Source organism: Levilactobacillus namurensis (genome assembly GCF_032197885.1).
Classification (GTDB): domain Bacteria; phylum Bacillota; class Bacilli; order Lactobacillales; family Lactobacillaceae; genus Levilactobacillus; species Levilactobacillus namurensis_A.
The window spans coordinates 224,705-250,346 of record NZ_CP134159.1; the positions used below are offsets into that span (position 1 = coordinate 224,705).

A 25,642-nucleotide genomic window follows, 5' to 3' on the forward strand; every position below is an offset into this window, starting at 1 on the left:
TCTGAGCAGAAGGAAGCGGATTTTTTGTGTTCGATTGATTACTTGTTTAAGCGGTAGATCCATTCACGGTGATCGCGTTGGATGAGTTCTTCAGCCGCAGCCGGTCCCATAGAATGTGGCGTGTAGTTCGGGAACTGTGGTTCTTGTAAGTCCCAGACCCGCCGAATCTGGTCGACGAACTTCCAAGCGTAGGAGACTTCTGGCCAGCTGGAGAAGTTGGTCCCGTCACCCTTCAAGACGTCATGCAACAGACGTTCGTAAGGTTCTGGCGTTTCCGCGGACTTGGCAGCATCGACCATGTAGTCCAACTTGATAGGTTCCGTCTGGAAACCAGCGTCGGCGGTCTTGGCGTTCAACTGCAGGGAGAACCCAGCGTGTGGTTCCACGAAGATCGTCAAAACGTTGGCCGCCAGTGGCGTCGATTGACTCTGAGGGAACGCGAAGATGTCGACTAACGGCTTCTTGAAGACCACGTCCACCCGAGTGAACTTGTCGGCTAACATCTTACCCGTCCGGACGTAGAATGGGGTCCCGGACCAGCGGTAGTTGTCGAATAACAACTTCCCGGCAACGAAAGTTTCAGTAGTTGAGTCGTGCGGAACATTGTCTTCATGACGGTAGTCGGGTTGGTTGTCGATGGCACCATATTGGCCCCGAACGAAGTTAGTGGCGGCATCCGCAACGTTGTAGACCCGCAGACTCCGTAGTGCCTTGACCTTTTCAGCCCGGATATCAGTATCCGTGAAGGCGACCGGTTGTTCCATGGCTAACAGGCTGACGATTTGCATGATGTGGTTTTGGACCATATCACGCAGCGCCCCACTGTTATCGTAGTAGGAAGCCCGTTCTTCGACCCCTAACTTTTCGGACAACGTGACTTGGATGTTGTCGATGTACCGGTTGTTCCACAGGGATTCAACCAGCGTGTTGCCGAACCGCAGGGCTTCGATGTTTTGAATCATTTCCTTACCCAAGTAGTGGTCGATCCGGAAGATTTGTTCTTCTTCGAAGGACTTGCTTAAGGCGTCGTTTAATTGCTTAGCAGAGTCGTAGTCGCGACCGAATGGCTTTTCGATGACCAGACGGTTGAAAGCGTCCTTGTTAGTCGACATTAAGCCTTGGGTCTTCAAGTCTTGGGCGATTGTGCCAAAGAATTGTGGGGCCATGGACAGGTAGAAAATCCGGTTACCTTGTAACTTGTACTTCTTGTCCAACTTTTCGGCGGCATCCTTCAAGACGGAGTAGTGCGCCGTATCCGTTACGTCGTGAGCCTGGTAGTAGAAGTGGGAGATAAAGTCCGAAGCTTCCTTGGAATCAGCGCGGTTACCGCTGTCCGCCAGTGACTTCTTGATAGCGGCCCGGAACTTGTCATCGGTCATGGTTTGACGAGACGTCCCGAGAACAGCAAAGTGCGTGCGCAGATTGCCTTTCTTATATAAGTTGAAAAGACTCGGGTAAAGTTTCCGGTAAGCCAAGTCACCGGTACCACCGAAGAACATGAATAAAGCTGTACGTTCAGTTGCCACGAGATAGTCACTCCTTAAGTGAAATTCTAATGTGATGTTATATGATTCTAGCAAGTTACGTGTTGAGAACACGGGTTGTACATCGGTTAAAACGAGAAGGGCAAGTTCAACTCGTTACCGCGAGGGTCTAAGCGCTTTCGTCTAGACCACTTCGAAATTCATTATACGCTACCCGTCTGTGAAAAGCGACCATTTTAAAGCAAGAATTTAAATTTTTGACAACCGGTTGCAATACCGTAGAATCAACGTTTTCATTAAATTCTCGCTTTCATGAAAACAAAATAAATCAGTGCAAAATGCCATGGAAACGGCTTTCGTGGAACCGCTTTTTTGTAATCGGTACCATTAAAATGCAAGTCTAAATGGGGCGATACAGCATTTAGGCCCCCGGGTCGGGTCCCCAAGATCACCACTAGCGGTCCCACCTAAAGTTCCCATCTGGTGATCAGCGGAAACGCCCCCGACTCGTCACCGTTAATTTACCCAGAATCGCGGGCCGATGCAAGGATTGTCCCTCCTAATTGAGGAGTTAATTTAAGGACATTTTTAGTTTGCTAAAGAAAAGCTAAACTCTGCAAAGTTTATGTAACTAAATTGTACGAAATCTGTTATACTACGAGACGGTTAAAAAAAGTGTCGGTGGCTGACCATCGACGAGACTAAGGGGTCTGAACAATGAAAAAAATGATGGTTGCATTAACTGGATTAGTCACGTTAGCAACGTTGGGGGCGACGGTACCCGCAACGCCAATCACGGCCAATGCCGCGAAATCGACTAAGTCGACTTACGTGAGCCCAAGCCTGAAGGTCAACGCCATTTACAGTAACGCTAAGAAGGTTACGGGGACGGCGACTAAGGGTGTTAAGATCCAAGTTAAGAAGTCTAAGAACGCTAAGAAGGTCTTAGGTAGTGCGACGGCTTCTAGCAAGACGGGGAAATTCACGGTTAAGTTATCCAAGTCCTTAAAGACGAACAGCAACGTGTACGTCTACGCGACGAACACCAAGACTAAAGCTTACTTCTACCGGATCATCCGGGTTCAGGCAGCGGCAACTAAGGCAGCTACCAAGAAGACCACGACCAAGAAGTCAACGAAGAAGACGACTAAAAAGACCACGACGAAGAAGACCGCAGCTAAGAAGACTACGGCCAAGAAGACGGTCAGCTACGGTGTTAAGACGCCTACGGGAACTTGGAAGTCTAACACGGCCAAGAAGTACTCCCAAAAGATTGTCTTTAGCCAAAAGACGGGTTATAACCAAACCCTGTACAAGAATGGTAAGAAGGTTAAGACTTTAGTATCCTACGCGAAGTACGACGTTGATGCAAAGACCCCAACGTTCTGGAAGATTACCTACACGCCTAAGGGCGCCAAGAAGGCTTCCTCATTCTACCTGCGGTTCACGTCCGCTAAGAAGTTCAAGATCGTTAACGCCAAGAACCAGGTCGTAAAGACCAAGGCCGGCGTTGCCCCAGCAGCTAACTGGACGTTTACTAAGAACTAAATTAAGTTAATCGGTATGTTAAAGGCGCTCTTCCCCATCAAACGGGAAGAGCGCCTTTTGGGGTTCTTCGTCAACTGTTGTTGGTGAACAAAATATTGGAGTTCTAATCACTTGGTGATTAGAGCTCTTTTTGTATGAACTCGAAAAGCGAACAGCACTCTTAGCCGGAATCTGAAGAAGTTTCGGTAACCAAATCCAGTGCGTTTAATGACTTTAATCTTGTTGTTTGAACCTTCTAAGGGCCCGTTGGTGTAATGGTGAGTAAAGGTATTGCCAATTTCATCATGATGAGTCGCTAGGGTCTGGAGGGTTGCCAACATCTCTTCCGAGCAGCCCTCTAAGTGATGGAATACTTGATTATAGTTGGGCCAATCACGGTTTTTGATGGTTTCACGTAACCGATTCATCACGTTGTAAGTTTGCTTGAGCTCGGGATCAATGTCCAATAAAGCATCAACCACATCAGTGGCAGTCGCTGGATAAGGGAAGTTTGTCCACTTACGGAAAGCTTCGTAGTTGAGGTGATTTTCCGGCGTTAATAATAGTTTCCAATAGCGTTTTAGGGCGTGATACTCGCGTGAGGAAGTCGCCAGGGTTTTCATGAGGCGCACCCGCGTCTTATTAAAAGCTCGATTTAAAGCGTTAACCAAGTGGAACGGATCGATGACAACGATGGCGTTCGGAAAGATCTGCCCCACCAATTTGGGATAGGTATAGTTCATATCGGTGACGATAATTTTCACATTTTCTCGCGCAGCCTGGTCGTAATGCTGGAAATACTTTTGAAGCTGATAAATGGTCCTAAAGGGTAACAGGTCGATCAATTCGTGGGTTTCCGCATCCATAAATTCAAAGCTCATCGCGTCGGTGGCGCTCTTAGTGCTTTTAACTTCGTCCATGAGGAGAACTTTTGGTAAATAGTGCCAGTTGGTTTGAAAGTCCCGTTCAGCGCGCAAGAGCTGCCGACCAACGAATGAATCCGAAGTGGATAACTCATCGGCAATGTGTTTGAGCGAAACCGGTTCGGTCAGTTTTTCTAAGCATTGTTTGCGGGTCGTATTTGAAATCGTGCAGTGTTTCGGCACCGCATTCGTCTGCGCCAGGAAATTGGTATGACAAGCCTTACAGTGAAAGTTTCGCCGATTGAGACACAGGATAACGGTGCTGCCCAATGTTTTTGCGAATCTAATGGTGGTCTTCCGCCAACCATAGCCAATAATTTGGTGATCATTGATAATCCCACAATTGCGGCATGCCTTGGGGGTGTAGTTTAGGGACCCCACCAATCGAATCACTCCATCATCACCCACTTGTCCTTCCTCAATTATTAAGTGTTCATCATCTATTCCTAACAACATTTTCGTAGTATCATTTGACATAGGGCATTTCCTTTCTTGACTTAATTCTGTGGTGGGAGCAAGTTAACGGACGGGAGATGTCCGCTTTTTTATTCTAATGATAAACAAAAAATCTGTCATCAGTAATAGATAAAAATCTATTACCAACAACAGATATTGTAGAACCCCTTTTGGTTAGTGTGGTAAATGCAGGCGCTTAATCAGACGGCTGGTCGTCGTCATCATCTGCGTCGAGGAGTGGGTTGAAGGCTTTGTCACGCAGACTCTTGCCCTTTAACCCCGCGTTATCTAACCGGCTAGCGGTGTCGTAGCCCAGTTGCTGGCTCTTATCGACGAAGTATTGGCGGACCAGCATTTCATAGTGCCAGAAGTCCCGTTCGTACTGGTCGTAACTCGCCAGATGCTGCCAGGGGCGGGACCGTAACAGGTAGCCCACGAAGTGCCGGATCAAGACGTGGTGGCTGGCCCGTTCAAAGTCGGGATAGGTTTCCGGAAAGCTGGTCTTGACCCATTTTAACCAACTGGCATCCTTCTGGAAGTTGTAGGTGAAGTCCAGAAATGCCATCTGACCTTCCCCCAAGCGGTTGAGTAAGGTCTGGTCCGGGTACCGTGCCGTATTATGGTGCAGGGCGTCGATTAACTTTTGAGGCTGGACCTCCTGGTTGTATAGGGGAACGTTGAATAGGATCACCCCAGAGCTAATGTACTTCTGGGAGTCTTTGAGTTCGGGGAACTCGGGCTTTTGGAAGACGGCCTTTTGACTATAGTAGAAAAAGTCGGGCACGGCCGCGAAGAGCTTGTCATCTGGGCACAGGTCGAACATCGGGGTGATGTCGCCGTAGACTAAGGTGTCGTTATCTAAGTAGAGCTGACGGTCGTAGTTCGGGAAGAAGCTGGGAGCGAAGAGCCGCCAGGTCACCACCAGTGGGAACCGCTCGTTGTGGTAGTCGTCGAAGTCGGCCCGGGTGATCGGCGGATTGAAGAAGTAGACCTTCACCTGGGGCTTATGGAACCGCTCGGGCAGACTCCGCACCAGTTCAATGTCCGAGTTGAAGATGTCGTCACCCATGACCAAGACGTCCAGAGGCTCGGCGCTTTGGTAGTGGTCGATGACTGAGGCTAGTGATGTGGCCGTTAACAGGATATCTAGCCGGCTTACTGTATAGATTAAAGCGTGTTTTGCCATAGTCAGTCCCCCCTAGAGACGTGCATCGTGAATGCGTCCTCAATCCCAGCGGGTCGGCGTCTCACGACTTATCAGTTGGTTAATCTTCTTAATTGTAGGTGTTTTAAAAAAGGGTGTCAACTGCTTAGGGCTTACCGGAAACAACTTACTGGAATCAGGGGATGGGCGCAAAAAAGACGCGAGCTGGAAAGCTCACGCCTCTGGAGGAAAAACTGGGAGAATTAGTTGGTTGCGAGTTGTTGCTGGGCTGGCTTGGCGGCCTTGGTGACCCGTGGCTTGTACCCAATCAAGCGCATCGCGTTGAAGATGACGACCAGGATGGACGCTTCGTGAACGAACATCCCACTGGCCATGTAGATGTAACCGTAGAATAAACCGATTAGCAGGAAGACCACGGTCAAGATGGCAATCGTGATGTTTTGCTTGGTGTTCGCAGAGGTCTTCTTGGCTAAGCCGACCGCGTGGTTCAAAGCGGTGAAGCTGGATTGCATCAAGACCACGTCGGCCGTTTCGATGGCGACGTCGGTCCCACCGCCCATGGCGATTCCGATGTTGGCCGTGGCTAAGGAAGGACTGTCGTTGATCCCGTCGCCAACGAAGGCAACGTTGCGACCTTGGTCTTGGAACTTCTTGACGAACTTGACCTTGTCAGCGGGAAGTAAGTCGGCGTGAACTTCGTCGATCGCCAGTGAAGAAGCAACGGCGTCGGCGGTGGCTTGGTTATCACCGGTCAACATCACTAAGTGCTTGATACCTTGACGCTTCAAAGCTAAGAGTGCGGCTGGAACTTCTGGCCGAATCTGGTCAGCGACACCTAAGATGTAGGCTAACTTGCCTTGGTAACCCACTAAGACCGTGGATTGACCCTCGTCTTGCATCTTGTGGAGGTCTTGTTCCTGTTGGGCCGTTAACGTAATACCGTTGGCGGTCAATAACTTGGCGTTCCCAACGTAGAGTGGCGCATCGTTCCAGGTGCCGACCATCCCTTGACCCTTGACGGTCTGGGTGTCCATGGCACCAGTAGCGGCTTGCAGGTGAGCGGCTAAGTGTTGCGTAATGGCTTGGGCTAAGGGGTGGTCAGAAGCCTGTTCGACTTGGGCCACACCAGCTAAGAGACTGTCATCCTGGCTGTAACGTTGCAGGTCCGCAACCGTCATCTTACCCGTGGTCAGGGTCCCCGTCTTATCGAAGACTAAGGTGTCGACTTTGGCCAGACTATCGACCACGTCGCCCCCCTTGATCAAGATACCGTGCTTGGCACCGTTCCCGATACCGGCGACGTTGGAGACGGGCGCACCGATGACCAAGGCCCCAGGGCAACCCAGAACCAGCACCGTGATGGCTAACCGTAAGTTTTGGGAGAAGATAAAGACTAGGATCGCAATGACTAAGACTGCGGGCGTGTAGTATTGGGCAAACTTATCAATGAACTTTTCGGCAGGGGACTTGGTGTCTTGAGCTTCTTCGACCAATTCGATGATCTTGGAGAACGTGGTCTCGTCACCGACTTGGGTGGCTTCAATCTGGAGGGTCCCGCTTTCCACGATGGCTCCGGAGTAGACGCCGTCACCAGATTGCTTGTTGATGGGCCGGGATTCACCGGTAATGGAGGCTTCGTTGACGTAGCCAGAGCCGTCGGTCACTTGACCGTCGACGGGGACTTGGCCCCCAGCCTTGACTAAGACCACGTTGCCTTCTTCCAGGTCGTCGACGTCGACTTCACTGGTCGAGCCGTCGTCTGCTAAGAGGGTGGCGGTGGTGGGGGCCATTTCCGTTAAGGATTGGATGGCGCCCCGGGTCTTGGCTAAGGTCTTCTGTTCCAGGTAAGAACCGAAGAGGAAGAGGAAGGTCACGATGGCGGATTCTTCGAATTCACCAATCGCGAAGGCCCCGATAACGGCGATGCCGACTAAGAGTTCAATACTAAAGACTTTGGCGCGTAATGCGCTGATGGCCCGTAGGACGATGGGGGCAGCGGCAATTACGGAGGCGATGATCCAGGCCGTGTCGGTGACGTACGGGACGTGGGTGAACCAGGCGTTGAGGAAGCCCAGGACGATCAGGCCCGCGGACCAGAAAGTAATGGGAGTGGTGTGTTGATAGATGTAGCGTTGAAATGCCATGAGAAATCGTTCCTTTCTAGATTGTGATGATTAGCGATTTGGATAATGACGCTGATGATTGCTAATTGATGTGTTCATTATAAGGCGGATCGGCGATGATTAACTTGATGTGAATCAAGTTGGTGAAAAAAGATTGGCTAGCTTGGTGAACGCCTCGCTGATCACTTAACAGGACCCATTATGGGCCGGACTCGGCGGGATTAACTTGATGCAAATCAAGTCTGGTAAAAAAGGGAATGATTTTTAGAAATTGGTTGGCAAGGGGTGGCGGTAGGCGGCTTTGGTTGTACCTTGTCCCTTTTAGAAAACGCTTTTATAATTATAGTAACGATAGCTTCAAAGGAGGACACGATGCCCAAAGAACTCAGTCACCATCGCTTACACCTTTTCATGGCGATGTTTATCTTGATTTCGTTTATGTTGGGGTGCAATGAATACATGGTAGTGGGGAATCTAACTTTGATTGCGCAGACCTATCATGAATCGTTGAGCCAAGTTTCCAGTTTAGTGGCCATCTTTGCGTGGACCTACGCCATTGTGACCCCCATCCTGGCCATTTTTACCAACCGCGTGCATAAATATTACCTATTAGTGGGGCTACTAGTGGTCGCGGGGATGGTGGAGGTCCTACTGTTGGGTATTGCCTAGTCGCCACGGTGTTCGTCTTTATCCTGATTCGGCATCAGACTCCAGAAAATAAGGGAACGCGATAGCCCTGGTCGGAACATAAAAATCTCAAATCGGACGTTATCCGGTTATTGGTCAAGCTTAATGATCAATAACCGGATTTTTTGGTCAAATCAAGCGGAAAATAGCCCCACTTTTTCATGAAAAATAGGCGGGTGATTTTTCACCACTAAATGTTCATTTGGGGGTTACTTTTAACCACCAATTATACTTTTGACAACGTTGTAATCGCTTTCTCTGATGCTAAGATTATAGTTGTAGGCTGGAAGTAAATAGGAACTAATTTTGTTCTACAAGTCATCGATGAGGTCCGCGTCAGCCCAATAACGGCCTGATCGAAGAAAGAGGTATGCTATGACGAAAGATTTTCGACAGTTTGCTTTGACCCCCCCACGGGGCTGGAATAGTTGGGACAGCTACGGGGCCTCTGTGCGTGAGGACGAAGTGAAACGCAACGCTGACTATATGAGCCAGCACTTAAAGTCAGCTGGTTGGCAGTATGTCACAGTCGATATTCAATGGTATGAACCAACGGCCGATTCATCTAAGTATCACAACTTTGCGCCGCTGGTGATGGATGAGTATTCTCGGTTACTGCCGGATCCTGGCCGGTTCCCTTCTGCGGCGAACGGACAGGGATTCAAGCCGTTGGCGGACTACGTGCATCGGCTGGGGTTGAAGTTTGGGATACATATCATGCGCGGAATTCCGCGACAAGCGGTTCATCAAGCCACTGCGTTGAAGGGCACCACCAAAACGGCCCGCGATATTACGCTGAATAATATCTGTCCCTGGAACGCCGACATGTATGGTGTGAACGTGGACCTGCCAGAAGGCCAGGCTTACTACAATTCGTTGATGGATCTCTATGCTAGCTGGGGTGTGGACTTTATCAAGTGTGATGATATCGCCAACTCAGTGATCTACCAGGGAACCCATAAGAAGGAAGTCCAGGCCTTGCGGCAAGCCATTGACCAGACGGGGCGGGAGATGGTGCTGTCCTTGTCACCGGGACCAGCCCCTGTGAAGAACGGAGCGTTCTTCCAGCAAACCGCGAATATGTGGCGAATCACGGACGACTTCTGGGACGACTGGCGGTTGTTGCTGAATATGTTTGACCGCGCTGAAGAATGGTCCGCGATGTCTCAACCGGGGACTTGGCCAGATTGTGACATGCTCCCTCTGGGGCACATCGGGTTACGCTCCGTAGATGGCCCTGGCGGTGACCGCCAGACGCGGTTCACTAAAGCCGAACAACGCACCATGATGACCCTCTGGTGTCTGATGCAGTCCCCGTTGATCATGGGCGGTGAGTTGCCTGATTTAGATGAGTGGACCAGCAGTCTGTTGACGAATGCTGATTTACTGGAGATGGACGACCAGATTACCTCGAAACACCAACGGTATCGTGACCAACAGCTTGTGGTTTGGGAAGCCCAGAGTCCGCAGCACCATTATTTTGCTATTTTTAATTTATCGGAACAGGACTTGGACTTAACCCCGGCACTGCTGAAACGCTTCGCGATTCCGGTGGACGGTGAGACAATTTGGCCGGAACAGACCAGCTTAAAAGGTGTTCCGACCCAGACTCTGGCGGCTCATGATGTGTACTTGTTGAAAAACTAGTGAAAAACCTAACAAAAAAGGAAAGAGTTGAATCTTATGCAGAGCACAGATAAATTACCAGCAGCGACGAGCTATCCAGCTGGTTCTACCAAGGAAAAGGTCGGCGTTCTAGAACGGTTGAGTTATGCCAACCTTGATTTTGCGGGCCAATTAGTGGCCACGGTGGTTAACAGTTATTTGATGTATTTCTTTACCGATGTGGCGTTGATCTCAGCGGCTTCTACGGGGGTTATCTTGATGGTTGCCCGGGTCGTGGACGCCATCGGGGCCCCAGTCTGGGGAACCTTGATCGATATGACCCACTCTAAGTTCGGGAAGGCCCGGCCGTTCTTCTTGTGGCTGGCGATTCCTTACGCCGCTAGCGGGATCTTGCTTTTCTGGGCCCCTGATATGGGCGCTTCCGCCAAAGTCATCTATTGTGCGGTCGTTTACATGATCTACGGGGTTTTGTACTTAGGAATCAACGCCCCAATCACCACGATTTTGCCGTTAATCACGTCGCATCCGGAACAACGGGTCGTCTTGAATTCGTGGCGGATGGTCGGCTCTAACTTAGGGGTCTTTGTGGTGAACTCCCTGACGTTACCATTAGTCGCCTTCTTTGGCGGTGGTAATGACGTTCGCGGGTTCCGGATCTTTATCGTGATCTTCGCTATTCTGAACTTGGTCGGGACGCTGTACTCCTTCGGCCACGTTCGTGAACGGGTGGTCGTGCCTAGTAGCCAACGGGTTACGCTGAAGGGTAGTATCCATGCCATGAAAGGAAACTGGCCATGGTTCTTGATTGTGATTGGGAACTTCTTGTTCTGGGTCGCCCAACAAGGTCGGCAACAATCAATGGTCTACTACTTCACTTACTACTTCGATAACAAGGGCTTGGTCACTCTGTTTAACTCAATCGCGATTGTGCAAGTTCTGGGGGTTATTTCAATTCCGTTCTTGAACAAAGTGATGTCGAAGAGTCATATCTGGGCCATGGGTCTGGCCATTGCCGTCCTGGGTCAATTCGTGATTATGTTCTCCGGCTTGAGTGTTGCCGGGGCAACGGCCGGCTGGCTGATTGCCAACGTTGGTTCCGGGATCGCCGTATCCATGCCATTTGCCATGTTAGGGTCCGGCGTGGACTACGGGGAATGGAAGAACGGCATCAACGCCGCTGGTTTGTTGACCACGATTGGGTCAGCCTTCTGTATGTCCATGGGGATGGGCTTAGCCGGTGCGATGAACGGGGGAATTATGTCTTCCTTCGGTTACATTGCCAACCATGCGCAAACGGCCCACGCCATCACCGGGATCGGTATCTCCTTCAACTGGGTAACCATCCTGATGTATGCTTTAGCGATTATCCCAGCAATCATTTACCAGAAGTTTGAAAACCAAGAAGCCGATATCACGGCTGAACTGGCTAAGACGCGTGAATAAGCTAAGCGTTGATTGACCAGTAAAGAACCCCCTAACTAACAACCCTTACGGATTGTGGTTAGGGGGTTCTTTTGGCGTGATAATTAATCAATCAGCTGAATGGTGGCTTGGGTGAGCGCCGCAGGAGCCACTCTGACGGTTTGGGGCGTGGTAGGTGCACCGGATTTCTTGGGGTGCGTGAGCGCGCGATAGCCTAGAAAGAGGCCGTCGACGACTAGAATCACGATGATCATAATCAGTACGTTCATGTGGCCCTTGGGCCGTTGGTTAGGGTTGTTCATTGGGAGACATCCTTTCTGGTTGGAGACTTAAAGCGATTTTTGTAGTGAGCCGTATTCTTAGTGATGGGGACCTCGGGGTCAAAGTTGCTGCTGTCCAGGAATTTCCGGGTGTACGCACCGCGGAATTCGGAAGGCGTCAAGTTGGTGTGCTGCTTGAAGGTCTTCATGAAGCGCTTTTCGTCCGTGAAGAAAGCCATGCTGGCAATCTGCTTGATGGGCAAGTTGGTGCGCAACAGGAGCTCCTTGGCCTGGTCGAGCTTACGCTGGTTAATATATTGAATCACGGTTTGGCCGGTTTGCTGCTTGAAGATGCGGACCAGGTAGTGCGGGTTTAACGCAAAGGATTCCGCAACGTCGGTCGCCTTCAGGTGGTCGCTTAGGTTGGCTTGAATCCAGCTTTTGATCCCGTCGATGCGGGCCTCTTCTTCAGAATCCGGTTCGCCGGCAATCGAGAGGTAGTAGTTCTGGGAAAGTTCAATCAGTAACGTCGTCAGAAGGTAGTCGACGGACATGGTGGTAAAGTAGCGGTTCTTAGCGACGTCGAGAATCTGATTGGCGATGATGAAGACCTTCTCTAGGGTTGGAATCTTGAACTGTAGCGGCAAGATTGCCTGGTCGCGCTTGAAGAGGGCCTGGATGGCGTGCGAATCGCTCTCGTCTAGGGTGCGGGTTCGCAGACCGTTGGGCTTGGTGAAGAAGTGAAACCAGAAGTACTGAGTATCTTCCGGTGAGTCTTGGTACCCCTGCAAGTGGTGGTAGGGGGGTAAGGCGAAGACTTCCCTTTCGCGGACCTGATAATACTGGTCATCGACTTGCAGGTACAGGGTCCCCTTGATCATGATGATAATTTCAAAGTTTCCATCGTGATACATGTGCTTGTGGCGCCAGTGCTTTCTGGCTGTGAACTTACCAGAAGAGATATGTAGTACGGGTTCACTAATGTCAAAACAAGTGACCGTATTCAACGAAATCGACCTCCAATCGGTAGGCAATGTGATTGGTTCTTGAAAGGTGAGAAAAAGACACCAAATCTTACAGTTTTCCGTTACAAAAAGCCACCTTTTCTATACAATACACTATTTTTTTCGAAAAAGAAACCGGTTACAATATTATTGTACGGTGGACCGGGGATGACCGCTAAGGGGACCCGTCACCGAAATCAGTACGAATTTTAGTAATGAGAAAGGACTGCGCTCATGGATAAATTAATTGTGGCGACACCAGCAGCAAGATTGGGGTTTGAGATTGATCAGAACCAGATTAGATTGACGGTGGTGAATTCCAACGATTTAAGTACCGCCGATCCAGAATTAAAACAACATTTTCAGTTAGCTGAGGTGCAGGTGACGGGACGAAACTTTCACCACAAAGGGGTCAGCTTCGTGGATACCAATCCGGGGCGTGATTTAAAGTATCTACGGCACACCATTACGGAGACGCCCAACGGGAAACAAGTCGCCGTGACCCAGATGGATGCGGCGCAGACCTTGCAGGTAACCAGCTACTACCGGCTATTTAACACGTCGGCCGTGATTCGGAGTTGGACTACGGTTGAAAATATTGGCCAAACGGATCTCGGCCTGGAATACGTTTCTTCCTTTGCCGTGAGTGGTCTCAATCAATTCCAAGACTTGACGGGGAATTATGCGGAAGATAATCAGTTGTACATACCGCACAACGACTGGACGGCGGAAGCCCAGTGGAAATGCCAGACTTTAAAGGACGCGGGCCTAGATTATTGGGTTGACGGGGAAAAGAATCAGGCGTCCACCAAGCGCATCAACGTCACCAACAACTCGTCATGGTCGTGCTCAGAGTATTCCCCGAATGGGCTGTTGACCAACACCAAGACGCAGCAAACCGCCTTTTGGCAAATTGAAAATAACGGCGCTTGGCATTATGAACTGACCGATATTGGCCGGGGCAACTTGTTGGCGTTGCGCTTGTCTGGTCCCGAAGAGTTCGACAACCATTGGTGGAAGAACCTAGCGCCTAAAGCCACGTTTACCACGGTTCCGGTAGCCTTTGGCCAGCTCATGGGAGATTACGAAGATGCTTTAGACGAACTGACCAAGTATCGCCGGCTGATTCGGCGAGAAAATGCGGATAACCAGAGCCTGGCGGTGATCTTCAACGATTACATGAACGGGTTGGCGGGTGACCCCACCACCGAGAAGGAAATTCCGTTGGTTGACGCGGCCCATCAAGTGGGGTGTGAATACTTCGTGATCGACTGTGGCTGGTACGCCCCCGGCTATTGGTGGGATAGTGTCGGTGAATGGCAACCATCAGCTGAGCGCTTCCCTGGAGGAATTGAAAAGCTGATTCAGTACATCCGGGATAAGGGGATGACCCCAGGACTGTGGCTAGAATTAGAAGTGGTTGGCATCAAGTCACCGTTGGCTAAGAAACTGCCAGACGATTGGTTCTTCATGCGCCATGGCCAGCGGGTCATCGATGCGGACCGGTATCACCTGGACTTTACGAATCCGGCCGTTCGCGAGTTTGCCGACGGCGTCATCGCCCGGTTAGTGGAACAGTACGGTGTTGGGTACATTAAGATGGACTACAACATCACCACGGGAATCGGGACGGACCGGCATGCCGATAGCGCGGGTGATGGCTTGCTCCAACATAACCGTGCCTACTTGAAGTGGCTGGACGCCATCTTCGCGAAGTATCCGGACCTGGTGATTGAAAACTGCGGAAGCGGTGGGATGCGTCACGATTATGCCATGCTGCAACGGCACAGCATTCAGTCCATGACGGACCAGACCGACTACGTCCGCAACGGGAACATTGCCGCGGTAGGCGCCTCAGTAGTTGCGCCCGAACAATGTGCCATCTGGTCGTATCCACTGCAGGACGGGGATGACGAAGAGGTCATCTTCAACATGGTCAACGCGATGCTTCTGCGGATTCACCAGAGTGGTTACCTGAATAAGGTCAAAGGGCACCGGCTAGAACTGGTGGCGGAAGGTATTCAAGCCTACAAGACCTATCGTCACGCGATCCCGGAAGGCCTGCCAATCTGGCCAGAGGGGTTAGCGCAACTAGATGATGAATGGTACAGTTACGGGTTCCGGAATGGTCAGGACATTTACTTAGCCGTTTGGCATGGTGGGGGTCCGCAACGAGATCACCAAGTATCCTTGCAGAAGTACGGGCAAGTTGCGGACGTTACCCAGGTCTACCCGCAGCAGGACACCAATAGTCGTTACACGGCGGTGGATAGCACCTTAAACGTTCACTTTGATCGAGAAAAGATGGCCCGACTTTACCATATTAAGTTGGCGTAAATTGAATTTGGATTAATTAGTAAAAAAAGCGTTGGTAACGGGATAATCATTTTCGTCAGCCTTACCGGGTGGTCAGACAGGGCTAGACACCCGGTAAGGCGATTAATCCGTCACACCCCCATTGGTCATCGCCTCAACTCGGTGGCCAATGGAACACTTCTTAGACTTAAAACGGCGCCGGGAAAACATCCCAGGCGCCGTTTTTTGCGTCGTTGTTGCCACTCTGCCCAAAATTAAAGCCCCACTTCCGGTCTGGAAGTGGGGCTTTGCTAGCTCGCAGTCTAGTGAGAATTAGTCTTCGTCATCGTCGTCATCATCGTCTTCATCCAGGCCGTCGCGGGCATCGTTGCCTAAGAGGGCTTGGAGCTCCCGGATGATGTGGTTATTGGTCCCCCGCAAGTCGGCTAAGAAGGCTGCAAGCGCTGGCCGTTCCTCTTTTTCGGCTAACTTGATGGCCCGGTCGATGAAGAGGTTGTGGGTGTCGGCGTCGTGGACCAGTTCGTTAACTTGGTCTTCAGCACTGTAGTACTTCTTGTCGCCGCCTTCTTGGAGCATGTTGTACTCGTGGTACTCCTGGGTGGTGGTCGAGACGATTTCACCCTCATCGAGTAACAGTTCGCCTAAGGCGTCGAATTGACGCCGGTAAGTGGCGATGTACTCGGTCAGCAGTTGCCGAACGCTTAGGGCTAACGGCCCCTTAACGGACCAGCGAACTTGGTGGAACTTCACGATGGAGATGTGTAAGTTAGCCAGGATGTGGTTGGTCATGGCCCCAGCAGTTGGGACGTGGTGGTCGTGTTCAGTTTTGGCTTGTTCAGCAGCGTAGCGGTCTTCAATAGTAGTGGTCATTGGGAGATAACTTCCTTTCGTTTTGGCGAGATTAGAGGGCTTTTACTTTAGAACTCTTGACGGTGTAGCCTAAGTCGGTGACCAAGTTAGCCAGGTCGTCGGCGTTAGTTTCACTGTCGTCGAATTCAGCTTTGATTTTGCTGGCGTTAAACAGGACTTTGACGTTCTTCACGCCATCGTGCTTACCTAAGGCACCTTCGATCTTAGTCATGCAAGATGGGCAAGTCAGGTCTCCTAATTTCATGGTTACTTTATTCATAATGAATTCCTCCTGTCTTGATTACATAAGTTAGTATACGGTCGGCTGACCAGAAAATACTTGACTTAAATCAAGTTGTCGAAAAAAGTTGCTTTTTTGCGCGATTAATTTTAAAAAGCGGAAAATTCACCGGCTGATTAGTTTGGGAATGGCGCCGAGTAGGTGTTTCGCTTTCCCGGTAATTATGCGACAATAAAGCCAATTAGATGAAAGAATAAGTGAGGGAACAACATGTTTAAAACCAAGCAAGAAGTGAGTCTCTTTGGGATTCTTGCCGCGACCTTACTCCTGAACGCTGCGGCGGCGTGTATGTGGCCCTTGACCACGGTGTATATGCATAATCAACTCCACCAAACGCTGGCCTTAGCGGGAGTCGCGCTCCTGGGAATGTCCCTGTGTATGATTCTAGGCAACTGGCTGGGGGGCTGGTTGTTCGATAACTGGTCACCGTTTAAGTCCGGCTTGTTGGGGACGGTCTGTTCGTTGGTGCCGATGGTCACGCTGATCTTCTTCCACGGGTGGCCGATCTTCGGCATCCTGTTGCTGTTCATTGGCTTGGGCGACGGAATCGTGATGACCGTGGTCAACTCGTATGCGGCCAACGTCAAAACGATTGCCAGCCGGAAAGTGTTTAACTACCTCTATATTGGGATGAACTTGGGGGTCGTGATTGGGACCCTGATGGTGGGGTACCTGATGGACCACGGGGTCGTCTTGGTCTTCTCGGTCGCGGCTGTCTTCTACCTGATTCAACTGGTGATCTTGCTGGCGGACTTCCGGGTCAACCTAGTCACCGAAAAGGCTGAACGGGTAGCGGGGCCGGCCAAACCCGCCCATCTCCGGTTGATTTGGCTGATTGCGTTGATGGTCTTCTGCCTGTACCTGAGTTACTCGTTGTGGGAGAGTGTCATCTCGGTCCACATGACCGACCTAGGGATTTCTTTTGAGAAGTACAGTCTGTTATGGACGTTAAACGGTTTGATGATCGTCTTCGGCCAACCCCTGGTCAACCGCCTGGGTGCGAATTTAAAACTCAGTACCCAGATTTTCACGGGAACGTTGATCTTTGTCCTGTCCTTCTTAATCCTGGTGTTTGCGAAGAGTTACGCGACGTTCGTGGTGACCATGATTATCCTGACGGTGGGAGAAATGACTGGGTTCCCGGGGATGCCGGCCTGGATCGACAGTCTGGCGGGGAACAATGATAAGGGGAAGTACCAAGGCCTCTACAACATGGCGATTTCCTTCGGTCGGGCCGTGGGACCCCTCTACGGTGGCCTGTTGATCGAGTATGGCAGTTATCAATCGCTGTTCTGGTCGGTCACGGCTATCATGTTGCTGTCCTTAGCCGCCGTGATGGTGCACAACCGGCAGATTCGCCACCGCCGGATCAAGCAAGACTAAGGATAATGATAATAAAACTGGCTGCTTAATTGGATGCTGGTCTAAAAAAATAGAGCCGGAGATGAAGTTCTCCGGCTCTATTTTTTGGCGTTCTAAACGTACGATCAAAGACAAATTGTGGTCATCCCCCGCCTTACCGGTTGGGCCTGAAGAGGCTGGAACGTAGTGGGCACGACTTGGCGCCCTGAAAGTCCCAGGTCTCCAAGCTCGGCCTTTGGGTAATCCGGGAAGGAACCCCGAATAACCCAGACGACACTACTGAGCCTCTTCAGGCCCAACCTCACGGCTAAATTGAGTGTCCTCAAAACAGTGTTTCCTGATGCTTGACGATTTTATTCACGCAAACGGCCACTGGACCTTATCCCGTTTAGGATGAGGCTGTTTACTGATTATAATCGTCAGCAATACACTTGGGGACCGCGGTCTGTTGGCGAATCATGTTCTGCTATGGGTTTACACGACTGTAAGCCGGGAGGACGGCCAGACAAGGCTCAGCCGTGAGATTTTCCTTGGTGAGCGTTCTTCAGCTCGCCTAGGAAAAGGCCAAACTTGAAGACCTGCGCTTGGGGCTTCAAGTTGTGCCCACGGCGTTCCAGCCTTGTCTGGCCGCCCGGTAAGGCGGATGACCATTTACCCCTGAAGCCAGCCCTGCTGTTGCAACCCGGTCAGGATGCCAGCTCGTTGCTGGGGGTCGCGGCTGAGTTCGGTCGCGATGTGGTGACTGAACGTTTCTTCCCGTTGGTTGGTGGTCCGTTGCTGGTAGTAGACCTTGATCAGTTGGTTATAGGCGACCAACGACGGATCCGTGGGTGTGATGGCCTGGTAGCCGTTGGTGAAGTGCACCAGGTCTTGGGGGAGCCGCGGCTTGTGTTCCGGCTGTTCAGCGGGGTGTCCGATTGCCAGCCCCAGTACCGGGAAGGTCAACTCGGGCAGGTCGAGTAAGTCAATTAGGCGGGGAACGTCGTTTAAGATACTCCCCATGATGGTGCTGCCGAGCCCCAGACTTTCACCCGCGGTGACCACGGTCTGGGTCATGATGGTCGCGTCGAAGATCCCCGCGAGGAGTTTGTCCAGACTATGCAGGTTAGCGGTTGTGGTGGCGTTCTGGGGTGCCAGTTGTTGGTTCCGGTACTGGTCCGCCACGAAGACGAAGTAGTGGCCGGCCCGCTCGAGCCAGTGGTGGCCGGTGATGTCGCCGAGGGTGGCCAGCTTGGCGGGGTCGGTAACGCTAATGATGCTGGCCTGTTGGGAAAAGGTGCTGGTGGCCGCGTGTTGGGCGGCGTCGACTAGGGTGTGGATTTCCGTATCCGTGAGTTTTTCGGGTGTAAATTGACGGATGCTGCGGTGAGCCATTAGGGTGTCTAAAGTGGGATTAGTCATGTTGGGCCTCCTTGAGTCGCTTGACCATGGCCTGGTAGACCCGTTGTTCATCGGCGGGGACTCCCCGGAGTTCGTAGTTGGCGATAAAGGGCGCGTTGAACTTCTGGGCGTAGCGTTTGGCGGTCAGGCAGTACTGTTCGTTAAAGTTTCGGTTGCCGCTGCCGACCACGCCCAGCAGGTAGCGAGCGTTGTTGCCGTACGCGATGTATTCGCCCAAGACGTTGGTCATCAGTTCCTTAACGCCGTTGTCGATGCCGTTGCCGCCATTCAGGTAGGTCGGCACGAAGCAGAAGTACGGGCTGGTCTCGGCCGCCAGATCGGTGGCGTCACTGATTTCGGTGGCCGTGATGGTCGGCAGGCTCGGGTCGGTCGCGTGTTGGGCCGCCGCGTAGTCGGTGAGGTGTTCGATGAAGTTCCGGGTATTCCCTTCGATTGAGATGTATAAGATCCGCATACTGATTCCTCCGGTTTTAGATAGGTTGCTTCTAGTGTACACGGATTGGCGGAAAAATGTTGTGCGAAAACGTCTTGCGCAATTCTTGGACCTGTGCTAATCTAGGCGTAATCTAAGAAAGAACGAGGTATTTCAGCCAATGCGTAACTAAGCGAATCCATTGTTAAACACACTTATCCTGATTTCAGGGGTGGAGTGTGTCGACTCTGGGAATTGCTGGTTACGCTGACTGAGTTGCCAAGGCAACCGGTGGGCGCGATTTTCGTGAGGAAAATGCGACCACTTTTTTAGTGTCCAACCAACGATTCCTGCGCTTTTTTAAGGGGGACGTTACCTTGACACAAATTTTAATTGAGCATCTGCACAAGACCATTGCGGGTCAACCACTCTTCACCACGGACCGACTGACCGCCCAGACCGGCGATCGGGTCGGCATCGTGGGGGCTAACGGGGCGGGGAAGACCACCTTAGCCCGCATCATTGCCCACCAGGAACCCGATTTCACAGGAACCTGCCGGGTCGACGGCACCGTGATTCGCGTGCCACAGATTGCCCCGACGGCCGATAAATCCGGTGGTCAGAGTATGCTGGCGCGGGTACGGACGGCTCTGGCGCAACGGCCAGCGGTCCTGATCTTAGACGAACCTTCCGCCAACCTCGACGACCGGCACCAACGCTGGTTGACCCAGACCCTCCAGCACTTTTCTGGCCTCTTGCTGCTGATTTCCCACGACCGGGCCCTACTGAATGCCGTGGCGACCAAGCTCTGGGTAGTGGCAGACCAGCGCTATACCCAGTATAACGGGACCTTTGCGGCCTATGAATTGGCAACCCAGCGACAGGAAGCCAATCAGTTGGCGGCCTACCAGCGTGAACACCGGGAACAGCACGCCCTGGAAGTCGCCGCCCAACACCGGCGAGAGAAGGCCAACCGGGTCCGCAAGGGCGGCCGTAACCTGACGGCTGCCGAACGGGGCAACTCGAAGTCTTTGCGGGAGGCTACCGCGGGGAAGATCGACCGGGGCGCCCGGGCCATGGTCGAGCGCGCCAATCGCCAGACCACCACGGTGAAGCCCCACCAGGCCGCTAGCGTTAAACTGGTGGCGACCGATTTACCACCGGTGCAGGGCAAGTATCTGGTCAGTGCCACCAACCTGGTGTTAGACCGGGGTGGGAAACGCTTGTTGCAACGGGCCACCTTCCGGATTCGTCCGGGTGAGCGGGTCGCCTTAGACGGGGACAACGGCAGTGGGAAGTCGACGCTTCTGACCGCCATCTTGACCCGGCACCCCCAGACTCACTTAGCGCCCAGTGCGCGGGTGGGCTACTTCCATCAGGATATGACGGAACTGGCTACCGATCAGACCGTCTGGCAGGCCATGGCCGCCGCCACGACGCTGGATCCCGACCGGACCCGGCAGATCATGGGGGCCTTCGGGTTGACCGCACGCTTCTACGACCGCTTGGTAGGGGACTTAAGCGGGGGCGAACAGGTTAAGTTGCAACTTCTGACGATTCTGGTCAGTGCCAGCAACCTCTTGATTCTGGATGAACCCACCAACTACTTGGACTTACCGGCGCTCAAGGCCCTGGCCGCTTACCTGGTGGCCTACCCGGGGACGGTCCTGTTCGTGGCTCACGACCAGACCTTCCGTCAACAGGTGGCGACCCGGACCCTGGAGATTCGGCAGCAACAGTTACGGGATCCGGCCCAGACGGCGCAGGGAGTCCCGGCGACGGACCTGCCCCGGTTGCGGTTCGAGTACGACCAGCTGATGCAGGCGCCGGAACTTGATCAGGAAAAGTTGCGGCAGTTACGGGCTAAGATTGCCGCTGCCCAGCGTGAAAACGGTTAATCCGTGGTTTTTTGCAAAAAAGACTTACGAGAAAATTATTTTTCTGTTAAAGTAATCCATTGTGTTTGATGAAAGCGAGTGAAAATACAATGGAAACTGTACAAAACAATCCAGCAGCAGAAAAAGCCCGGGTGCCAGTTGCGCACCCCATGCTAGCCATGATGGGTATGCTGATTGGTGGATTTGTGGGGATGTTCAGTGAAACTTCCCTCAACATTGCGCTACCTCAGTTGATGGCACAATTAAACGTTTCGACAGCCACAGTTCAGTGGTTGGTCACCGGCTACATGCTGATGATTGGGATCGTGTTACCTTTATCTAGTTTAATTACCAAGTGGTTCACCACGCGGCAAGTGATTCTGTTTGCCTTGATTGATTTCGCCGTTGGGGCGATTATCTCGGCGGTAGCGCCTGGTTTTGGCGTTCTGCTCTTGGGTCGGATGATTCAAGGAATCGCCACCGGGCTGATTCTACCGTTGATGTTTACGGTCGCGATGCAGATTTTTCCACCCTATAAGTTAGGGGCGGCTATGGGGATGGTTGGGTTAGTGATTATGTTCGCGCCCGCCATTGGCCCAACTTTGGCCGGAATCGTGCTGGGGATTGCTTCCTGGCGGTGGATCTTCTGGCTGTTCGTCCCGTTCTTGGTCATCGCGTTCTTATTTGCCGTGACCTCCCTGAAGAACATTGCGCCCGTGACGCGGCCTAAGATTGATTTCTTATCAATCCTGTTATCCATGGTCGGTTTCGGGAGCTTAGTCGTTGGGGTCAGCATGGCCAGTGACCATGGCTGGGGATCCCCAATGGTCTTGGGGGCCTTAGTCTTAGGAATCGTGGTCTTGGCATGGTACACCCATCGTCAATTGACCATGGAACACCCCATCTTGAACTTACGGGCTTTCGCCATTCCGGGCTTCCGGGTCGGTGCGAGTCTGGTCATGATTAACTTCGGGATCATCCTGTCCGCGATGTACCTGTTACCTATGTACATCCAAAAAGGGGCACTGGTTCCCGTTGCGTTGACCGGGATCATCATGTTCCCTGGTGGATTGATGAACGCGATTGTCTCCGCGATTTCTGGTCGGTTGTACGACCACATCGGGGCTCGTAAGCCAGCAATGCTGGGCTTCATCATCTCCATGGTCGGGGCTATCTTGTTGGCTTTGACCACCACGCAGAGTGCTATCTGGTACATCATCTTGGCCCACGTGGTCTTGATGATCGGGGCACCGTTAGCCATGTCACCATCCCAGACCCACGGGTTGAACGCGTTGACGGGTCCAATCGCGGCTGACGGGAGTGCTATCATGAACACCCTCCAACAAGTGGTTGGGGCGATTGCTACGGCGATTGCGACCAGCTTGTTGGGCATCGGTCAAGCGGCGTACTACGCCGGTGGCGCCCATCAAGCTGCTGGGGCGTTCGTGAACGGGTCCCACTACGGGTTCTACTTCACGTTTGCTTTAGCCGTGATTGGGTTCTTAGTGGCCTTGCGGTTGCCGAAGGCTGAAAAGTACGGTAAGCATGAATAATCAGTAAACATTGAAGCGTCGCCAATCTCAACGGGTTGGCGGCGCTTTTTGCGTACCACAAGGCGAGCGAGCTGGTTAGGGGGGAAACTGTCACGTTAGGGGATTCGTTAATCCCTTGATAAAACTAAGTAGCGACTAAACGGTTCAACGTAGGGGCGTGTTAAGCTGGTTCTTAGATGAGGGGGATAGCATGGATTTAGGGATGCAAATTCGTGTGATGCGTAAACGACAGAATATGACGCAAGCCCACCTAGCGCAACTGATTGGGGTCGACCAACTCACCATCGACCGGTGGGAAGGGTGCGTCCAGTGCGATCCGACACCGGCGCAATTGCGAGCGCTAGCGCGGATCTTAGACTTCGAGTCGGAAGGGCACCAAGCGGCAGACCAGGGGACGCCGCGCCAGGCCCACCGGCTAGCCATCTGGCCCTGGCGTCACCGGGCTGTGCGCCATTATTGACCAGAAGATGTGGCGATTGTTTTGACAAACATGAAAGGCGCCCGACCAGTGTTGACACTGATTGGACGCCTCTTGTCGTCTGGACGTTTAAGGTGAGTGGCAAGTGCCCGCAGACCGTCAAAAAGACGCTTAAGCCACCCCCACGTCGGGGAGAGCTTAAGCGCCTTAGCTTTAATCGTTATCGTGATGGTGTTTCTTATCGTTATCGTCTTCGTCCATCAGGGATGGTTTGGGTTGCACGGGGTTGACCGTGACCTCGAACCAGTTAATGAAAGAATTCTCGTAATCGATGACCTTTAAGTCGAAGTTCTCCAAGTGGATCACGTCGTTGACTTGGATGTCGGGATAGTTATCAATGATGTATCCCGCCAGCGTCACGATGTCGGTCGACTCGAAGTCCTTGATGTCGACGTTGAAGTAGCGTTCGAAGTCGTAGGTGGTCATCTTCCCGTTGACCTGGAACGTCCCGTTAGGTTGCTTGAAGATGTACTGGTCGTTGGCGTCGTCAATCTCATCGCGGACGGTCCCGAAGAGTTCCTCGTAGATGTCCTTGTCGGTGATGATTCCGGAAGTCCCACCGTATTCGTCGACTACGACCACGATAGGCGTCTGGTGCTTGATCATCTGTTGCAAGACCTGCGTGATTGGCGTAGTTTCTGGCGTGGTGGTGATGTCACGCAATAACTTGTCCACTTTAATGGAAGAATCCACTTGTTGTTGGCGAATCAAGTCGTAGTTGTAGACGTACCCCAGAATCTTATCCTTATCGTTGTCGGCCACCACGGGCAACCGGCTGAAGCGTTCCTGCAGGTAGACCGTTAAGGCTTCCTTGACGGTCGTGGTGATGTCGATGACTTCAAGCTGCGTCCGGTCGATCATGATGTCCTTGGCGACCTTATCGTTCAGTTCGAAAGCCCGTTGCATGTAGACCAAGTCGTTCTTTTCCAGCTCCCCGCCTTCCACGGCACTGCGGGAGAGGTTTAAGATCTCGGCTTGGGAGAAGACTTCGTCACTTTCGTTGGCCACTTTCAGGCCCATCATCTTGACCACCCCAGTCGCACTGACGTTGAGTAACCAGACGAAGGGGTAGAACAGAACGTGGCAGTAATGCAGGGGCGTAACCACTAGCATCAAGACCTTCATCGGCATATCGATGGAGATGTTCTTGGGCACGATTTCGGTGAAGACCACTTCTAAGTAAGTCAGGACCAGAACCCCAATAATGGCGCTGACCGTATGGGCGGTAGCGTTATTGATATGCATGGGGGCGATGCCGGCAAGCAGGATGTCGACGAAGAACGTTTCACCGATCCACCCTAAGATAATTCCGGCTAAGGAAACCCCCACTTGAGTTGTTGACAAATATTCGTTTAAATTGGTGACCATTTTCATGGCCCGAGTGAGCTTGGTTGAAGGCTTGTCTAGGTCGTCGATTCTTTCTTGTAACGCACTAGGCCGGGTCTGAACTAAGGCAAACTCGCAGGCAACAAAGAAAGCTGCAAAGAAAAAAGTAACTAAAATAATCACTAGGTTTACAACTATCTGACCGCTATCCACACATCATTCCTCATTTCACTTATTCTATCCACTCATTATAGCGCGTCTGACCGCTATTTTGTAGTCCTTGAGTTGAGGCAAATTTTACGCCGATACCCCCCTGAACGCAACCGAACGCTAAAGTTTCTGGGGGAAACGGAAAGGGTCCGGCTAGCAAAAGTCAATTTTGGTGAGAAATCTTTCCGGTGGGTAAGTTGACCTGCCTGAGGAAGCCGTCTTAATTGGGAAACTTGGGGGTAGCGGGTATCCTGAGGGGGATTGGTGCGGATCGTTAACGCCCCTGACGGTACCGCTTACAATTTTATGGATTTATCCGGGATTCACGCTTAACGTTTTCAAAAAAAAGGACTAGACTAAAATTAGAAACATCAAAGGAGATTTTGATTATGGCAGACACACCAAAGGAAAAAGCAGACGAACCGAAAATTGACATCCCAGCAGCGGATGTTGAAAAGGCGGCAAAGCTGATCTTAAAACCGGGGTATGTGACGAAACACGATCTACCTAAGATGGCAGATCTTTCATGGGCAACGGCCCTGAACAAGGCAGTCACCGCGCACTTCTTGAATGACGATGACGACCACGACCCTTACGTTTATTTCGAACAGTTTGACTTTGCTGGTGGCGATATCGACTCAATTCTCTTTAACATGGACATCGTGAAGACGCGTGAAGACGCGTTGAAGACGTTGGGTGAACAGATTGGCCAAAAGCTAGTGACCCCACCAGAAAAGATGGACTTAATCTAACCTTAGACAACCTATAATGCGGCGTCCCGATTCATTGAAAAATGAATCGGGACTTTTTTATCGGATATTTTTAAAGGTCGAGGGAGTAAGCGGTTTGACAAGTCACTAACCTAAGTGAGTTTTCCAAA

Annotated in this window: 21 protein-coding genes; 10 read left to right on the forward strand and 11 right to left on the reverse strand. The window is 51.8% G+C overall.

The annotated features are described in order from the left end of the window. Positions 1–38: 38 nt before the first annotated feature. Positions 39–1,526 carry a glucose-6-phosphate dehydrogenase gene (zwf, locus tag RIN67_RS00980; RefSeq protein ID WP_024747030.1) on the reverse strand — a complete coding sequence of 496 codons (1,488 nt, stop codon included), beginning with the start codon at positions 1,524–1,526 and terminating at the stop codon, positions 39–41. A 675-nt stretch (positions 1,527–2,201) separates the two neighbouring features. Between zwf and RIN67_RS00985 the strand changes: the two genes are divergently transcribed. Next, complete coding sequence (locus RIN67_RS00985; protein WP_056944427.1) at positions 2,202–3,032, forward strand: Ig-like domain-containing protein; 831 nt, start codon at positions 2,202–2,204, stop codon at positions 3,030–3,032. Between the two features lie 107 nt (positions 3,033–3,139). Here RIN67_RS00985 and RIN67_RS00990 read toward each other — a convergent pair whose 3' ends face one another. The 3 genes from RIN67_RS00990 to RIN67_RS01000 form a co-directional block, all read right to left on the reverse strand. Then, positions 3,140–4,411 (reverse strand): ISL3 family transposase, encoded by a 1,272-nt coding sequence (locus tag RIN67_RS00990; protein WP_035181568.1) that lies wholly within the window; start codon positions 4,409–4,411, stop codon positions 3,140–3,142. Positions 4,412–4,586: 175 nt separating this feature from the next. Further along, on the reverse strand, positions 4,587–5,576 hold the full coding sequence (locus tag RIN67_RS00995) for a glycosyltransferase (RefSeq protein ID WP_313826098.1): 990 nt from the start codon (positions 5,574–5,576) through the stop codon (positions 4,587–4,589). A 221-nt stretch (positions 5,577–5,797) separates the two neighbouring features. Then, positions 5,798–7,699, reverse strand: a complete 1,902-nt coding sequence (locus RIN67_RS01000; RefSeq protein WP_264999524.1) for a heavy metal translocating P-type ATPase — start codon at positions 7,697–7,699, stop codon at positions 5,798–5,800. Positions 7,700–8,050: 351 nt separating this feature from the next. Between RIN67_RS01000 and RIN67_RS01005 the strand changes: the two genes are divergently transcribed. From RIN67_RS01005 to RIN67_RS01015, 3 genes are all read left to right on the forward strand, one after another. Next, positions 8,051–8,347 (forward strand): hypothetical protein, encoded by a 297-nt coding sequence (locus tag RIN67_RS01005; RefSeq protein ID WP_264999523.1) that lies wholly within the window; start codon positions 8,051–8,053, stop codon positions 8,345–8,347. A 393-nt stretch (positions 8,348–8,740) separates the two neighbouring features. Then, complete coding sequence (locus tag RIN67_RS01010; protein ID WP_264999522.1) at positions 8,741–10,012, forward strand: glycoside hydrolase family 27 protein; 1,272 nt, start codon at positions 8,741–8,743, stop codon at positions 10,010–10,012. Between the two features lie 36 nt (positions 10,013–10,048). Then, entirely contained in the window at positions 10,049–11,434 is a 1,386-nt protein-coding gene (locus RIN67_RS01015; RefSeq protein WP_264999521.1) for a glycoside-pentoside-hexuronide (GPH):cation symporter, read from the forward strand. Positions 11,435–11,517: 83 nt separating this feature from the next. Here the strand turns inward: RIN67_RS01015 and RIN67_RS01020 are convergent, their stop codons facing one another. Together RIN67_RS01020 and RIN67_RS01025 are read right to left on the reverse strand one after the other, a co-directional pair. Further along, the gene (locus tag RIN67_RS01020) at positions 11,518–11,715 is read right to left on the reverse strand and encodes a hypothetical protein (RefSeq protein ID WP_264999520.1); all 198 of its coding nucleotides are present in this window, start codon (positions 11,713–11,715) and stop codon (positions 11,518–11,520) included. Then, positions 11,712–12,587: a helix-turn-helix transcriptional regulator gene (locus tag RIN67_RS01025; RefSeq protein ID WP_390894475.1), complete on the reverse strand. Its 876-nt coding sequence runs from the start codon at positions 12,585–12,587 to the stop codon at positions 11,712–11,714. Before RIN67_RS01025 ends, RIN67_RS01020 begins: the two co-directional genes overlap by 4 nt. A gap of 324 nt (positions 12,588–12,911) precedes the next feature. Here RIN67_RS01025 and RIN67_RS01030 point away from each other — a divergent pair, with 324 nt between their 5' ends. Then, a complete protein-coding gene (locus tag RIN67_RS01030) occupies positions 12,912–15,014 on the forward strand; it encodes a glycoside hydrolase family 36 protein (RefSeq protein ID WP_264999519.1) in 2,103 nt (700 codons plus the stop codon). 291 nt (positions 15,015–15,305) lie between these two features. Here the strand turns inward: RIN67_RS01030 and RIN67_RS01035 are convergent, their stop codons facing one another. Together RIN67_RS01035 and RIN67_RS01040 are read right to left on the reverse strand one after the other, a co-directional pair. Continuing rightward, positions 15,306–15,863 (reverse strand): Dps family protein, encoded by a 558-nt coding sequence (locus tag RIN67_RS01035; protein ID WP_264999518.1) that lies wholly within the window; start codon positions 15,861–15,863, stop codon positions 15,306–15,308. A 31-nt stretch (positions 15,864–15,894) separates the two neighbouring features. Continuing rightward, a complete protein-coding gene (locus RIN67_RS01040) occupies positions 15,895–16,122 on the reverse strand; it encodes a heavy-metal-associated domain-containing protein (RefSeq protein WP_024747044.1) in 228 nt (75 codons plus the stop codon). 231 nt (positions 16,123–16,353) lie between these two features. Between RIN67_RS01040 and RIN67_RS01045 the strand changes: the two genes are divergently transcribed. Next, complete coding sequence (locus RIN67_RS01045) at positions 16,354–17,526, forward strand: MDR family MFS transporter (RefSeq protein ID WP_313826097.1); 1,173 nt, start codon at positions 16,354–16,356, stop codon at positions 17,524–17,526. Between the two features lie 630 nt (positions 17,527–18,156). Here RIN67_RS01045 and RIN67_RS01050 read toward each other — a convergent pair. Then, entirely contained in the window at positions 18,157–18,906 is a 750-nt protein-coding gene (locus tag RIN67_RS01050) for an NADPH-dependent oxidoreductase (RefSeq protein WP_264999516.1), read from the reverse strand. Further along, positions 18,899–19,360 carry a class Ib ribonucleoside-diphosphate reductase assembly flavoprotein NrdI gene (gene nrdI, locus RIN67_RS01055; protein WP_264999515.1) on the reverse strand — a complete coding sequence of 154 codons (462 nt, stop codon included), beginning with the start codon at positions 19,358–19,360 and terminating at the stop codon, positions 18,899–18,901. Before nrdI ends, RIN67_RS01050 begins: the two co-directional genes overlap by 8 nt. Positions 19,361–19,695: 335 nt before the next feature. On the opposite strand from nrdI, the gene RIN67_RS01060 reads away from it, so the two are divergent. From RIN67_RS01060 to RIN67_RS01070, 3 genes are all read left to right on the forward strand, one after another. After that, the gene (locus tag RIN67_RS01060; protein ID WP_264999514.1) at positions 19,696–21,216 is read left to right on the forward strand and encodes an ATP-binding cassette domain-containing protein; all 1,521 of its coding nucleotides are present in this window, start codon (positions 19,696–19,698) and stop codon (positions 21,214–21,216) included. 89 nt (positions 21,217–21,305) lie between these two features. Then, positions 21,306–22,748 carry a DHA2 family efflux MFS transporter permease subunit gene (locus RIN67_RS01065; RefSeq protein WP_264999513.1) on the forward strand — a complete coding sequence of 481 codons (1,443 nt, stop codon included), beginning with the start codon at positions 21,306–21,308 and terminating at the stop codon, positions 22,746–22,748. Positions 22,749–22,938: 190 nt separating this feature from the next. After that, positions 22,939–23,208, forward strand: coding sequence for a helix-turn-helix transcriptional regulator (locus RIN67_RS01070; protein ID WP_264999512.1), 270 nt, complete (start codon positions 22,939–22,941; stop codon positions 23,206–23,208). Between the two features lie 171 nt (positions 23,209–23,379). Here RIN67_RS01070 and RIN67_RS01075 read toward each other — a convergent pair whose 3' ends face one another. Next, positions 23,380–24,765 carry a hemolysin family protein gene (locus RIN67_RS01075; RefSeq protein WP_056943506.1) on the reverse strand — a complete coding sequence of 462 codons (1,386 nt, stop codon included), beginning with the start codon at positions 24,763–24,765 and terminating at the stop codon, positions 23,380–23,382. A 386-nt stretch (positions 24,766–25,151) separates the two neighbouring features. On the opposite strand from RIN67_RS01075, the gene RIN67_RS01080 reads away from it, so the two are divergent. Then, entirely contained in the window at positions 25,152–25,514 is a 363-nt protein-coding gene (locus RIN67_RS01080) for a hypothetical protein (RefSeq protein ID WP_034545165.1), read from the forward strand. The last annotated feature ends 128 nt before the right edge of the window (positions 25,515–25,642 follow it).

Coding starts and splice junctions, on each gene's coding strand:
- RIN67_RS00995 (WP_313826098.1), bottom strand. CDS start 5,576: ATGGCAAAACACGCTTTAATCTATACAGTAAGCCGGCTAGATATCCTG.
- RIN67_RS01005 (WP_264999523.1), top strand. CDS start 8,051: ATGCCCAAAGAACTCAGTCACCATCGCTTACACCTTTTCATGGCGATG.
- RIN67_RS01025 (WP_390894475.1), bottom strand. CDS start 12,587: ATGTATCACGATGGAAACTTTGAAATTATCATCATGATCAAGGGGACC.
- RIN67_RS00990 (WP_035181568.1), bottom strand. CDS start 4,411: ATGTCAAATGATACTACGAAAATGTTGTTAGGAATAGATGATGAACAC.
- RIN67_RS01080 (WP_034545165.1), top strand. CDS start 25,152: ATGGCAGACACACCAAAGGAAAAAGCAGACGAACCGAAAATTGACATC.
- RIN67_RS01065 (WP_264999513.1), top strand. CDS start 21,306: ATGGAAACTGTACAAAACAATCCAGCAGCAGAAAAAGCCCGGGTGCCA.
- RIN67_RS01035 (WP_264999518.1), bottom strand. CDS start 15,863: ATGACCACTACTATTGAAGACCGCTACGCTGCTGAACAAGCCAAAACT.
- RIN67_RS01050 (WP_264999516.1), bottom strand. CDS start 18,906: ATGACTAATCCCACTTTAGACACCCTAATGGCTCACCGCAGCATCCGT.
- RIN67_RS01000 (WP_264999524.1), bottom strand. CDS start 7,699: ATGGCATTTCAACGCTACATCTATCAACACACCACTCCCATTACTTTC.
- RIN67_RS01070 (WP_264999512.1), top strand. CDS start 22,939: ATGGATTTAGGGATGCAAATTCGTGTGATGCGTAAACGACAGAATATG.
- RIN67_RS01045 (WP_313826097.1), top strand. CDS start 16,354: ATGTTTAAAACCAAGCAAGAAGTGAGTCTCTTTGGGATTCTTGCCGCG.
- RIN67_RS01015 (WP_264999521.1), top strand. CDS start 10,049: ATGCAGAGCACAGATAAATTACCAGCAGCGACGAGCTATCCAGCTGGT.
- nrdI (WP_264999515.1), bottom strand. CDS start 19,360: ATGCGGATCTTATACATCTCAATCGAAGGGAATACCCGGAACTTCATC.
- RIN67_RS01040 (WP_024747044.1), bottom strand. CDS start 16,122: ATGAATAAAGTAACCATGAAATTAGGAGACCTGACTTGCCCATCTTGC.
- RIN67_RS01030 (WP_264999519.1), top strand. CDS start 12,912: ATGGATAAATTAATTGTGGCGACACCAGCAGCAAGATTGGGGTTTGAG.
- RIN67_RS01010 (WP_264999522.1), top strand. CDS start 8,741: ATGACGAAAGATTTTCGACAGTTTGCTTTGACCCCCCCACGGGGCTGG.
- RIN67_RS01020 (WP_264999520.1), bottom strand. CDS start 11,715: ATGAACAACCCTAACCAACGGCCCAAGGGCCACATGAACGTACTGATT.
- RIN67_RS00985 (WP_056944427.1), top strand. CDS start 2,202: ATGAAAAAAATGATGGTTGCATTAACTGGATTAGTCACGTTAGCAACG.